The sequence below is a fragment of the Flammeovirgaceae bacterium SG7u.111 genome, assembly GCA_034044135.1.
In the GTDB taxonomy this organism is placed as follows: Bacteria; Bacteroidota; Bacteroidia; order Cytophagales; family Flammeovirgaceae.
Window position 1 is genome coordinate 1,898,968 of the sequence record CP139021.1, and the last position, 12,571, is coordinate 1,911,538.

8 protein-coding genes are annotated in these 12,571 nt (G+C 39.7%); 4 read left to right on the top strand and 4 right to left on the bottom strand.

Annotated features, from left to right (window positions below; genetic code table 11):
- The first annotated feature begins 79 nt into the window (after positions 1-79).
- The 3 genes from R9C00_07515 (at position 80) to R9C00_07525 (ending at position 6,453) form a co-directional block, all read left to right on the top strand.
- On the top strand, positions 80-1,330 hold the full coding sequence (locus tag R9C00_07515) for a PepSY-associated TM helix domain-containing protein (protein WPO37294.1): 1,251 nt from the start codon (positions 80-82) through the stop codon (positions 1,328-1,330).
- 763 nt (positions 1,331-2,093) lie between these two features.
- Positions 2,094-5,000: a PEP/pyruvate-binding domain-containing protein gene (locus R9C00_07520; protein ID WPO37295.1), complete on the top strand. Its 2,907-nt coding sequence runs from the start codon at positions 2,094-2,096 to the stop codon at positions 4,998-5,000.
- 187 nt (positions 5,001-5,187) lie between these two features.
- Positions 5,188-6,453 carry a serine hydrolase gene (locus tag R9C00_07525; GenBank protein WPO37296.1) on the top strand — a complete coding sequence of 422 codons (1,266 nt, stop codon included), beginning with the start codon at positions 5,188-5,190 and terminating at the stop codon, positions 6,451-6,453.
- A 7-nt stretch (positions 6,454-6,460) separates the two neighbouring features.
- On the opposite strand, the gene R9C00_07530 is transcribed toward R9C00_07525, so the two are convergent.
- Both R9C00_07530 and R9C00_07535 read right to left on the bottom strand, forming a co-directional pair.
- The gene (locus R9C00_07530) at positions 6,461-9,193 is read right to left on the bottom strand and encodes a HEAT repeat domain-containing protein (protein ID WPO37297.1); all 2,733 of its coding nucleotides are present in this window, start codon (positions 9,191-9,193) and stop codon (positions 6,461-6,463) included.
- Positions 9,194-9,282: 89 nt separating this feature from the next.
- Positions 9,283-10,218: a serine hydrolase gene (locus tag R9C00_07535; GenBank protein WPO37298.1), complete on the bottom strand. Its 936-nt coding sequence runs from the start codon at positions 10,216-10,218 to the stop codon at positions 9,283-9,285.
- A 429-nt stretch (positions 10,219-10,647) separates the two neighbouring features.
- Between R9C00_07535 and R9C00_07540 the strand changes: the two genes are divergently transcribed.
- Complete coding sequence (locus R9C00_07540; protein ID WPO37299.1) at positions 10,648-11,385, top strand: rhamnogalacturonan acetylesterase; 738 nt, start codon at positions 10,648-10,650, stop codon at positions 11,383-11,385.
- 69 nt (positions 11,386-11,454) lie between these two features.
- Here R9C00_07540 and R9C00_07545 read toward each other — a convergent pair whose 3' ends face one another.
- Positions 11,455-11,994 (bottom strand): CAP domain-containing protein, encoded by a 540-nt coding sequence (locus R9C00_07545; GenBank protein WPO37300.1) that lies wholly within the window; start codon positions 11,992-11,994, stop codon positions 11,455-11,457.
- 356 nt (positions 11,995-12,350) lie between these two features.
- Complete coding sequence (locus R9C00_07550; protein ID WPO37301.1) at positions 12,351-12,551, bottom strand: hypothetical protein; 201 nt, start codon at positions 12,549-12,551, stop codon at positions 12,351-12,353.
- Positions 12,552-12,571 lie beyond the last annotated feature (20 nt).

The following is a 12,571-nucleotide window of genomic DNA, read 5'->3' on the forward strand; positions in this document are numbered from 1 at the left end:
CCCTTCTTAACTTGCACTACTGGCTTTATAAAAGCTGGTAGTGCTGTTTTTAACTTCTGCGTTGAACAACTTCCCATACATGAAAAACAAATCCAACAAAAGCAAAGTAAGGCAACTCAATGACTGGCTTCACCTCTGGTTAGGCTTAGTTTCAGGAATTGTCGTTTTCATTGTAAGTATTACTGGATGTTTTTATGCTTTTCAGCAAGAAATAAAAGATGCTGCAGAGTCATGGCGATTTGTGGAAGCTCAAGAAAACCCATTTGTGCCGCCTAGCCAATTGCTAGATACGGCGCAGAGCTACATGGGAGATAGCAAACCAACAGGATTGACCTATAGCAATGGAGAAGGAGCTGCGGCAGTGGGCTTTTCTTCTTTTGAAAAAGGGAAACGAAGCTTTTCAGTGGTGTTTATGAACCCTTATACAGGGGCGTTTTTGAAGAAGCAACAGACGATAGGAGAAGGAGAGTTTGATTTTTTTCGCTTCATTATCGATGGACACCGTGCCCTTTGGCTGCCTTATGAAATAGGCCGTCCGATAGTTGGGGTTTGTACCCTCATTTTTTTATTCCTATTGTTCTCAGGCTTGGTGATGTGGTGGCCCAAAAACTTCAAGAAAGCCAATTTCAACAAGAGTTTTAAGATAAAATGGAATGGCAGTTTCAAAAGAGTCAATTATGATCTACATAATGTATTGGGCTTTTACACCCTTGTGCTAGCTTTTATACTTGGGGTGACAGGGTTGGTTTGGAGCTTTGAATGGTTTGAAGATTCGTTGTATTACATCACTTCTGGAGGAGAAGAAAAACCGGGGCATCATCACCCACATTCGGATATTATAAAAGCAGGTGAATTAGCTAATGACAGTATTTCGATGCTTGATAGAGCTTGGTACATAACTATCGCGCAGGAGCAAAATGCCCAAGGCTTTTATATGACGCCCATACTCGAAGACCCAGACGATGCCATCGAGATCATTGCCTATCAGGACAAGGGTTCGTGGTACAACAGGAATGAATATTACTACGATCAATACACCTTGGAGCGGTTTAGGGTGCAAGGCGACCGCTTTTCGGAAGCTAGCTTTGCAGACCAACTGACTATGCTCAATTACGATATCCATATTGGTGCTGCGTTAGGCTTGTCGGGTAAAATCTTAGCCTTTTTCATTAGCCTCGTTTGCGCCAGCCTTCCTATTACAGGCTTGATGGTTTGGCTGAACAAAAAGAAAAAAGGCAAGAAAAAGGAGGGCGACGCCAGTTTGAGTTCGAATAAAAAAGAGAGGCAGTCCAATGCTCAAAGAGCTGCCAAAACTGCTCAGGAAGTTTAAGCAAATGAGAATTAAAGGTAAAACCATACGCTAGAAATCTGCTACTTGAGTTTGGCAAATTTAGATTCAATGTTATTCATCCATTTTGTACGTTTTTCACTTGAAACCATTTCAACCATATTCAGGCTGATTCATTTGCGGTTTTTATACCCTATTTTCCAAAATGTCCCCCCCATCATCTCCTTTTGTATGGCATTTCCGAAAATCGTCCGATAGAAAATGACTTTATCGATGAACCCCTTCATCAAAGCAGGCATAAGCTCCCGCCAAATTGGGGAAAATAAAAACAAGATGGTCGGCTTGTTTAAGCCTATCTGTAAATTCTCAAACTCTCGATGGATGAAATACCATGCCCTTCAAAGAAAAACTGGAAAGTAATATCCTTGTCATTGTTGTTAAAACAAGCCCTTATGCATTCTTTTTCAATGTAAAATGCTTTTTTGAAACCTCCCCTTCGCTCAAAAAGAACTGTTTTTGCAGAGATTTCTAGCCGCTTCAATAGATGTAGGAATTTCTTCCATTTTGTTTCAATTGGAGTTTGCGAAAATGCTACTTAATATTGTTACTAATATCCTAATTATAGGAATATTCCAGTCCACTTTGGATGTTATTTCTCTTATATTTATACCGCAATAATAGGCTGCAAATAATAACACAAAAAACTGGTGGGTTTTCAACTTCCATTATAAAAAATAGTTAATTCGAGTTGTATTATTATCGAGCTTTTACGCATTGATTTAGAATCTTAAACCTGTTTTTTTATATGAGAAGTTATACAATTCTCTTTTTCTTTTTTTGTAATGGCTTTTGCTTGTCTTTATTTGCCCAAGCGCCAGATAATGTTGCCATTGCCGAGCAAATACAAAAATTGAAAAAAGATGCAAGAGGACCTTACAAAGATATCCGTTGGTTTTGCAAAGATGGGTCAATACTGATGCCTACCGAAAGATGTCCCGAAAAAGGGGGCGTGCAAAGAGCGAGGTATAAAGACGAGGTAGTTGCGCTGGCAAAGAACCATCATATTTTTATTGGGCAAATACTTTCCACTACCTTGGTGGATGATTTTTGGGATGCAGCGCATAACCAATCGAGGTTGAAGCAGTACATGTTGGAAAAATACCTCCGCACGGTAGACAACGGTTGGGTGCTTCAAAAAGGGCAATATTACCGTGGTGCTATTCAGATTGAAGATGAAGAAGAGTGGGGGAAAGAGTTTTTCACCTGGTTATTGAAAGATAGTGTCAGTTTAGTGGAGAATTATTTTTTAGTGAGGCAAGCGCTAAAAGACGTGCCGCATTTTGGTGATAACAACAAGGCACAATTAATAAGAAGCCAATCCAAAATACTTGCCGATACTTTCCCTGCTTTCATGAATTTACGAATTAAAATCCATGGACAACCCGATGCTTCGGATATAACCAGTGTGGAAAAGTTTAAAGCAAGCCATAGCCAGCAACTTTCCCCTAAGCTCACCAAGCAATTTGATGGACTCATTGATAATTTGAAAAGCTACTATGAATTGTCTGATGTGGCGGCGCTGAAAAGTGCTACTAACAAACTATCCCCCACTTCAGCCTTGAAAACTCAGGTAAATAGCTATTTATCAGCGCAGTATACGAGTGGGTCTGAAGAGGGACTTATCCAAGCTACCGCACAGTTGATGTGGGAAATTCGGGTGAATTTGCCACAAGAAAAATCCAAGGACAAATTAGCTTTGCTCGATATTTCCAATTTATTGGAAACCTATCTTCTTAAGCAATTATCGAAGTGGAAATGCGAGAACTTGCAGGAATTGCTACATCGTATTCAGTATTTGTCCTTGGCAAGTGCGGGCGCGGGCTTTGTGGAAAAGTGGGAGTGGGAGAAAATAGAAGCCAAGCTTCAATTGGAAGAACAAAATGAGATGAGCTTAGGTGATTTGACCGACTATATGAACCGAGGCAGGAGTCAATTAGAGTGGGGAATCGGGATGAACAAGGCTGTTTTTCAGGAGACGATCAACTTGTTTTATGGCTTTGAAAAAATGGCTTCTGGCTTTATAGACGATAGAATAAGGGCTTCGGTACTGTTGGATTTAGGCAACAGCATTGGGCAATTGGGCGATATTATAGCCAAGGAATCTTCATTGACAAATCAAGTGTTGGGCATTGCCAACCAAAGCCATATTAGGGGACTTAATCCTGGCTTTTCTAAAGGAGAGCTGCAAGTAGTTGAAGGAGTGGCGGATGAAATAGAGGTTGCAGCTAATAAGATTTACATTTTCGAAAGAGCTCCTGCCGACCTGAAACCCGTTGCCGGGATCGCCACGGTTTCGGAAGGAAACATGGTTTCGCACGTACAATTATTAGCCAGAAACTTGGGAATTCCCAATGCCATCGTATCGGATGTCAACTTGAAAGATTTAATGCAATTTTCGGGGAAGCAGGTATTTTATGCGGTTTCTAGCAAAGGAACGGTCATTATGAAAGATACCAGTGAAATGACCGAAGTGGAAAAGAAGTTGTTTGCAGGCAAAAGGATAATGGAGGAAAAAATACGTGTGCCGATAGATAAAATGCAACTCGGCATCACAACACTTCCCAACCTCAGAACCTTGAAAGCCAATGACTCGGGGATAATTTGTGGACCGAAAGCAGCTAATTTGGGCCAGCTAAAGTACGCCTTTCCCGATAATGTAGTCGAAGGATTTGTAATCCCTTTTGGCGTTTTCAGAGAGCACATGGATCAGAAATTACCCGATTCGGAGCAAACCTATTGGGAGTTCCTTACGCAAACTTTTGAAGAAGCGGAGAGTATGGCTGCCAACGGAATTGACGAAGCCGAAATAGAGGAGTTTCAATTGAAACAATTGGCGCAACTACGGGAAGACATAAGTAAAATCACGTTTTTACCTTCATTTCTAGAAAATTTAGAAACTAGTTTCCAAGAAATATTGGGCAAGCCCATGGGCAAAATAGCGGTGTTCCTGAGAAGCGATACCAACATGGAAGACCTCAAAGATTTTACCGGGGCAGGGCTTAACCTTACCATTTTTAATGCCGCAGCGAAAGACAAAATATTGCAAGGGATCAAAAGTGTTTGGGCTTCGCCTTATACCGAGCGTAGTTTCAAATGGCGTCAAAAGTTTCTGTTAAACCCCGAAAATGTGTATCCATCTATCTTAATTATTCCGAGTGTAGATGTAAATTACTCGGGGGTGCTGATAACCAAAGGGGTGTCAAATGGAAACACAGAAGATTTGACCATTGCCTTTAGTCGGGGAGCTGGCGGTGCGGTAGATGGACAAACTTCTGAAACCTATTTGGTGAAAAGTGATGGGGAAAATAGCTTGCTGAGCCCTGCCAGAGAAACCTATTATAATCAATTGCCTACAAGCGGTGGAGTGCTGAAAGGGAAAGCTAAATTCAATAAACCGATTCTTCAACCAGAAAATATAGAAGAGATAAGAAAACTTACTCAGCAACTGAAGGAGGTTATGCCAACTACGCCCGGCATTGAATCGGATGGTCCGTTTGATGTAGAATTAGGCTTTTTGGATAATAAGCTATGGCTTTTTCAGGTAAGACCTTTTGTAGAAAACAAAAAAGCGGTCAGCTCCGATTTTCTACAATCTATTGACCCTGAAGAAGTAGGGACTGATAAAACGGTTTCATTGCTCATGAAGCTTTAACAAAAGGATTCATGCTATTTTGAGGTACAAGAGAAGTTAGAGGCTAGAACTAAAATGTGTTTTTTCAATTTTGCCTTTTTTCTAACCTCCAATTTCTAGTTTTTACCTTCTTCACCATCAAACTTAAATTTTTCTATAGGTTGAATTTTCAAGTAGGTTCATAAAGAACCCTTAAACTATAAAAAAGATGAAAATATCTATTCGTAAAATGATGTTGTTAGGATCGGTTTTAGCCCTGATTATGTCATTTACACTTGCCCCATATCCCATAGACGGATACGAATACACAGGTATTAGGCGGCTACTGCGCTTAGAGCTGATAATGAAGGATGAGCTAAAAGACGCCAAGCCTCCGCTAGGTGCGCAAAAATCAATGGCCGATATTAAGTTAAACTTGGTCGGCAGCCGAGGTGATAGTTTAGATGTTTTGCCTGCTGTTGATCCTGCATTTCAAAAAGCAGTCAGTGGTGTTTTTTCTGGATTGGATGCGAGCTATTCGCTTGCCATAACAGAGATCACGAAAGACAAACCTCTGCGGTTTATGAAGTTGCAAGAGAAAAGGGGCTATCAGCCGGGCAGTGTAGGTAAATTAGCGGTATTGACAGGTTTCTTTCATCAAATAGCCAAGATTTACCCCAAGAGCTACGCAAGCAGGATAGAGCTGATGAAAACCAAGCAAGTACGAGGGGGAAGATGGGTGCTCACCGATTCGCATACCATACCTGTGTATGATATTGAAACTAAAAAACTAACCAAACGAATAGCGAAAGAAGACGATGTTTTCAGCTTATTCGAGTGGATAGACCACATGCTTTCGGTCAGTAACAATGGAGCTGCCAGCGTGGTTTGGAGAGAAGTAATGCTCATGGATGCCTTTGGCGAGAAATATCCCGAACTGACGGATGACGAAGCCAACGAATATTTTAAAAATACTCCTAAAAAAGACCTTTCAGATATTGCCACAAGGGTGGTGAATCAACCTTTGCGTGACTTATGTATTGACGAGCAGGAATGGAAGCTCGGCAGCTTTTTTACTTATGGCGCAAGCAATATTGTACCCGATAAAGGTGGGAGTATTGGGACTGTTATCGGGTTAATGAAATATTTGGTAGCTGTTGAGCGAGGAAAGGTAATTGACCAAGAATCCAGTTTAGAGATAAAACGCCTTATGTACATGACCGATAGAAGGATACGGTACGCGTCTGCCCCAGCGCTGAGTACTGCGGCAGTGTATTTTAAGTCGGGAAGCTTGTACCAATGCAGGGAAGAAGAAGGCTATAACTGCCAAAAATACATGGGCAATAAGTCCAATTTTATGAATTCGGTCGCGATTATCGAACATGAGAATGGTACTACTTATTTGGTGTGTTTGATGTCGAATGTGCTCAAGAGAAACTCTAGCAGCGATCATTTGGCGCTGGCAACTTCTATTGATCGTATCATGCAAAAATAAGCTGGTTTTATTCTTTTATTTGTAGCGCTTTTGAAGCGAATGTCGCAATTTTAATGTTTGGAGCATTTAGGTATTGCTCAACTAAAGGATGAAATTTTTTATCTTTTAATTGGGCAATCAAATGTAAGACCGCCAATGAAATTCGCTGGTCGCTCATGTTTAGAAGAATGGTAAAGCACTCAAGGTCATTCGGGATTTTGATGTGCAATGCTTTTAATGATTCTTCCGTAGGATGATCTAAAAGATTGACTTCAATAATGGGTATGAGTACTTTTTTGAGCTCGAAATGCAACAATATTTCTAAGTACTGGATAGCGGTGACTCTTATTTCTTTTTTGTTATTGGTAATTCCTTTGTAGGTTGAAAGCACATCGTCAGGGGGGTATTTTAACCCTAATAACAAAAAGATTCTTTCCAAGTCGGCGTCTAGCCTTCTCTCCAACAATTCAATCAAACTCTGCCTAGCATCGTATTGCGCATGTTCCTTTCCTATACTGCTAATTTTTTTGGATTGGGCGTACATGGAGCTTAGTACATCTACATAGACTTTAGATTCCTCAATAATTCTGGATATGATTTTTTTATGATAAAATTGTAAATGACCATTTTGTAATTTCAAGTGGCGCAAAGCATTTATGGCTTCCTTTTTAAACGCATGATCGGGCACTTCTAAAAAATAGAAGAGGCAATCTACAGCCTTTTGGTAATTAAATTGTTTGATGATACTCGGTATGTACCTGAGCGAGGCATCAAATTCCTTTTTCTCTACTACCAATTTTTTGAGGCGATCAATAATAGCCAAGCCGTAGTTAACTAGTGCTTTTTGCGCAGTCTCTCGGTACGTTTTATCTTCTAAACACAGTACAAGGGTTTCTATAAAAATAGGATTTAGGCTATACCCAGCACTAGTGATAGCCTGTTTTTTTATGGTTATATTTTCATCTTTCATCTTTTCCCCAATAAAATAATGGAAGAAAACGATGTTGGCGTGGCCTATGACCTCAAGCAAATTGATTGTTTCATTGAGCTTCTGCTCTCTCTCCAATTTTACTAATCCATCAATCTTTTTCTGGATAGTTTGCTCTAGTTGAAACTGCTCCCTAAGGGTCGGGTTATCCCGCGTTTCGGTAGCCAAACTGATGAGTGCGGCATTTAATACCCTTTCGTCAGGGTCATTTAGGTAGGTTGAAAATGTTTGGGTAAAGTCATTTCCCGAATGCTCGATGATATACTCAAATGCGGCAATTCGCACTTCTGCGCTTTCATCCGATACGAAAGGCTCAATTTCTTGTAAGATGATTTTTTGTTTGCAAAAGTATAAGGTGTTAATAACCTTGGCTCTTACCGAGGCTGAAGGGTGGGTCAGCAAGTTTTTTATGGGATCGAAGAAAACAACTACATTGAGGCTTGAAATCTTTTGAAGTATAAAACAGATTTGACTTTCCGTGCCTGTTTGTAATACTTTCAATATACCACTGTTCACCGAAGCAATAGGGATAACAGGCTGTGCTTTTTTCTTTTCGGCAGGTTCAAAAACAGCTAAGTTACTTTTGAATGCAGCTATGTATTCTTTTCTAACAAAATAGACAAGTGTTCCCCAGCCTATAATAAAGAGGATAATAATAAGGTTGATCGTCTGGGTAGAGAGGTTAAACCCTCTAATGACAAAAATAAGAATGATACCTGCCAGCCCCGTTGCGATGCTATCGACTACTACATCTATGAATATCTTTGTTTTGTTTTTTATCTCAAGGGGGATCGGTAGTGCTAGCAATTCGGTTGCCGATTTATTGACCGATTGTTTCAAACTGCCATCGATTGTTTTTAACAAAATAACAATCCCTAGCTCGGGAAATACAACCAGAAGGAGGGTAGCTAATAATATGCCTAAAGGCAAGAATAAAAGCGAACTTCCCACGCCCCAGATACCTACCAAACGGTTGGTCAAAAATACCTGAACAAAGAGTGATAATAAGTTGAGGTTAGATGCCCACAACCCAAAGAAAGCCGTCAGTTCATCAGGGTCTATAAGATGGCGAGAGGCAATATCATTAAATTGATAATCAACGAGTTTGGCTACGATGATGCTCGCCCCAATAATACCTGCTAAGTAGGTCAAATGCTTGGAGCTTAGCACGAGCTTTAGGGGATTGGTAACCCTTCCTACTTCTCTTTTCAATCGCCTAAACTCAGATAATTTATGGATGTTTTTAAGCCATATTTTTCTTAGCAAGAAAATATTGATACCCAAGAAGAAAGTAGCTACTAAAAAGAGGTTTTCGTTACCTATAAATGGAGCTAGGATATTGGTGAGATACCCGCCAAATATTCCACCTGAAATTGCCCCGACACCCACTACGCTAAATAGCCTTTTGGCATCCCTTATATTAAAAACCAAATTGGCTAAAACCCAAAATTGGGAGGCGGTCAGCACACCAAAAATGGAAACCCAAATAAACATAAAATAAAGGATCCACCCGTACAGGAAGTCTAGGGCAAATAGCAATCGGATGAGCAATAAAAAAAGGATAGAGATCCAGAGCGTTTTTTCGATAATGCCTTTTAGCAAGCCTTTTTTTAACCATTTGGAATAAAAAACGGAGGTTAGAATAGCTGCTAAAGCCACCATTATATAGGCTAAGGGGAGTTCTTGAACACCTAAGCTTGAGATAAAAAGTGCATTGATAGTTGGTTTTACTATCAGTAGGGTAGATATTAATAAAAAAATGAACAGTTGCATAAATGCAACTGTTTCAAGTTCCCCGTCTCTAACATTAAATAATTTTTTAAATGCAATTTTAATAGCATTTTCAACTGCAAACATCCATTTTAATTTATATGTAATACTTCTTCTACAGGAAGTATGAGCTGTCTGATGATGCTTTCCCCTTCTGGGTCTTCGATTAGCGCTACTAAAATATAGTGCCTGTCCGACATATCCCAGACTAAAACAGAATCGGAGTGAAAGTTTTTCCACGAGCCAGATTTCCTAAAAATCCGAGCATTGGGCACGATCTGATCAAGCGTATGCACAAACTTATGATGAAGTGCTGGATCTTCCATGATATCAAGCATTTGTTTTGAGCGCTCATAGGAAACGAGCCTACCCGAAACCATCAGGTAATAGAACCGGCTCACCTGATAGGCTGTAGCCGCATGGCTCAAACCTAGGATAGGATCAGGCTTTCGTGCGCCCGTTTTAGCGTATCTTTTGCCTACCCACAATCCGCCATTGTACTTCTCTGAGTATAATTCATATTGCGGGTCTCTGAGTACCGAAGCTATTTTATCGTAGCCCAACAAGTCAATCATGCGGGTGGAGGCGGCGTTGTCCGATCTGCTGATCATTAACTTTAAGTCTTCGTCAATAGCAGGAGTTTCTTCAATTTCGCCTTTTTCAAGGGCATCCATGGCGGTGAGCAATACGGCAATTTTGGGCAAGCTAGCCGCATACATCATTTCGTTATCATTTATACCTGCATATTTGATCTGCTCAGGATCTCTTAGATCGACTACGCCAATGGCCATTTTTTTTTGGGCAATCAATTTCCTCCATTTTTCATTGGTTTTGAGTTTTGTCAATAGTTCTTTTTGCACAGAATCATTTCTATACATATTGAGCTTAGACGTAGATTGATCGGGGAGATCTAGGGGTAACGAATTTTGGTTTTGCATTGAAATGCCTTCTATTGCCTCCCCAGCTTCTTGTCCATGAGCACAGGTCGTTAACAATAAAAGAAAGATAATTTTTATAGAACTTTTCATCTAGCTTAAACACGTTTAAATTTTCCAAACTAATACATGGATTGCTCTCAAATTATGATCCATATATTTAAAGAAGGCTTGTTTGCATAATCATTTTAATGCATGTTTTGCATGGACTTTTGGGTTACTTATTGGTATTCTTTTTTTATTATTGATAATCAGTGTATTATGTTGAATGTTTACTGCTCTTTTTTTTGGAAAATGTAAATAAAATTGATAGGGAAAGAAAAGTTATTTGGGGCTAAAAACCGGTTAAATATTGTGTGCCCCGTGCCATCAGTTGCAGCTGGCAGGGAGTCCTTCTTATTGATTCCGGTTTCCCTAGTTTATGTTGTTTTGAAATAGATAAATGTTTCTACTACAGTTTTCCTTTTCTATCTTTGGCGTAGGTTACTTTGTAACAGTATGTATGTTAAATGAAAATAATCTATGAAACACTCTGCGTATTTTTTCTTCTTATTACTTTTTTTAGGAATTAGCTGCCAAAAGGAAATAAAGCCAGTTACCATTTATATGATTGGTGACTCAACCATGGCGAATAAAAAGCCAAATAAAGCTCCAGAAACAGGTTGGGGGCAGGTATTCAATCAATTGCTTACCGAAAAAGCTACGGTAGATAACCATGCTGTAAATGGGAGGAGTTCTAAGTCGTTCTTAGGGGAAAACCGTTGGAAAGCCGTACTCGATTCTTTGAAGGAAGGCGATTATGTGTTCATCCAGTTTGGGCACAACGACCAAAAAACCGATTCGGCAAGGCACACTACTTTGGAAGAGTACAAGCTCAACCTTGAGAAATATGTAAAGGAATCACATGCAAAAAAAGCCAATCCAATTCTGTTTACTTCAGTGATGAGGCGCAGATTCGATGAAAACGGTAAGTTTTTCGATACGCACATGGGATACCCTGATGCGGTGAGGGAAGTTGCCAAGGAATTGAATGTGCCGTTGATCGATTTGCATAAAAAAACAGAGGAGCTTATTGTCTCTATGGGAGAAGAAGAGTCGAAAAAGCTGTTTTTGATCTTGAAGCCTAGGGAAAGTGAAAATTACCCCGATGGGAGAGAGGACAATACGCATTTCCAAACATATGGAGCTTTGGAAGTTGCAAAACTTACAGCTGCTAGCATTAGGGAACAGAACTTGCCGTTGGCAGCATATTTAAAGTAAAAAAATCCTATTTGTTGCAATGTAAAACGGGGCTCTGAGGCCCCGTTTGTTTTATAAAAGTAAGGAGAGTTATTCTTTATCTAATTCACTACCAAACCAGACCACAGCATAACCGCCATAAATTCCAATTCCTATCGCATTCCAATTGTGTCTGCTCCAAATGCCCTGGTTGATGATTACTGTATTGTGCCCGCCACTCCCTTTCCAGCCATTCAACGAACCTAAAGCAGTTGCTCTTCCACTACTCCAGTGCGATATTTCAAAGCCGTTGCCGGTATAAGAGGTAAGTTCTCTTGGCTTGTCCCACATGCAGCTTGCTTGTTTGTGGTCAGGAGTATAGCAGCAGGGAGACCATTCTCCCTTGTTGGACCAACTGTGCATATTGCATGCTCCTTCGTCTGGGCTGTTATTTTCAAGGTCTTTCACATGGGTTTGGGCCACATAGGTCAAGGATTTTGATAAGGGAATAGCGGGAAGGTCGAGCTCTTGTCTATATTCCATGATCAATGCGTACAGCTTTTCTTCTTCTGAGGTAAGCGATTGGGAAAATGAGCTATTGAGTAGGGATAAGTGTAAAATAATAGCTGATAAGGTGCTTTTTACCATCATAGGTGTGGGTTGTTTTTTTGGTTTTACTTCTGAATATATTGATAGGAACGGTTACCCATGTTTTGTAAAGGGGAATTTCCGCATGTGCGAGAATAACGGAAGAAATCACCCGAAGTTTTCCATGATAATCAAGTATGGCTTTATAATAACCCTATGATAAAAGTTTAAACCACTTCATATCTAAGCTTAAGTAAATTTTATTTTTTTTATTACAAATCCAGTAATGTTCAAGGTAAATCCTATCTATGCTAATAGAGCTGGAATATAATTCATTCTAAGTGAGGCAGGGAATAGGATTAGGAAAATTGAAGCTAATATCAGAATTAAGCCTAATGCAAAAATCAGGGTACTAGTTTTCATAGTTCTGTAGTTTTTAGTGTTTTATCAAAAATAATATAAGGCTTTTGACAAAGTATTGATTTGGTTCTGTTTCTTAAAAAATAATATTGCGAACGGGTAAAAATAAAGAATGTTTCATGCTTTTTTACAAAAAACAAAAGAGCCTGTAAACGACCTTCGATTTCTTCTTGCATATTCTTTTCTTTGGATTCCATCATTTCGAAAAAGAGGTTTGTGC

Bases quoted from the DNA above. Each gene is read 5' to 3' on its own strand.
- R9C00_07515 (WPO37294.1), top strand. From the start codon at position 80: ATGAAAAACAAATCCAACAAAAGCAAAGTAAGGCAACTCAATGACTGG.
- R9C00_07520 (WPO37295.1), top strand. From the start codon at position 2,094: ATGAGAAGTTATACAATTCTCTTTTTCTTTTTTTGTAATGGCTTTTGC.
- R9C00_07525 (WPO37296.1), top strand. From the start codon at position 5,188: ATGAAAATATCTATTCGTAAAATGATGTTGTTAGGATCGGTTTTAGCC.
- R9C00_07530 (WPO37297.1), bottom strand. From the start codon at position 9,193: ATGCAACTGTTCATTTTTTTATTAATATCTACCCTACTGATAGTAAAA.
- R9C00_07535 (WPO37298.1), bottom strand. From the start codon at position 10,218: ATGAAAAGTTCTATAAAAATTATCTTTCTTTTATTGTTAACGACCTGT.
- R9C00_07540 (WPO37299.1), top strand. From the start codon at position 10,648: ATGAAACACTCTGCGTATTTTTTCTTCTTATTACTTTTTTTAGGAATT.
- R9C00_07545 (WPO37300.1), bottom strand. From the start codon at position 11,994: ATGATGGTAAAAAGCACCTTATCAGCTATTATTTTACACTTATCCCTA.
- R9C00_07550 (WPO37301.1), bottom strand. From the start codon at position 12,551: ATGATGGAATCCAAAGAAAAGAATATGCAAGAAGAAATCGAAGGTCGT.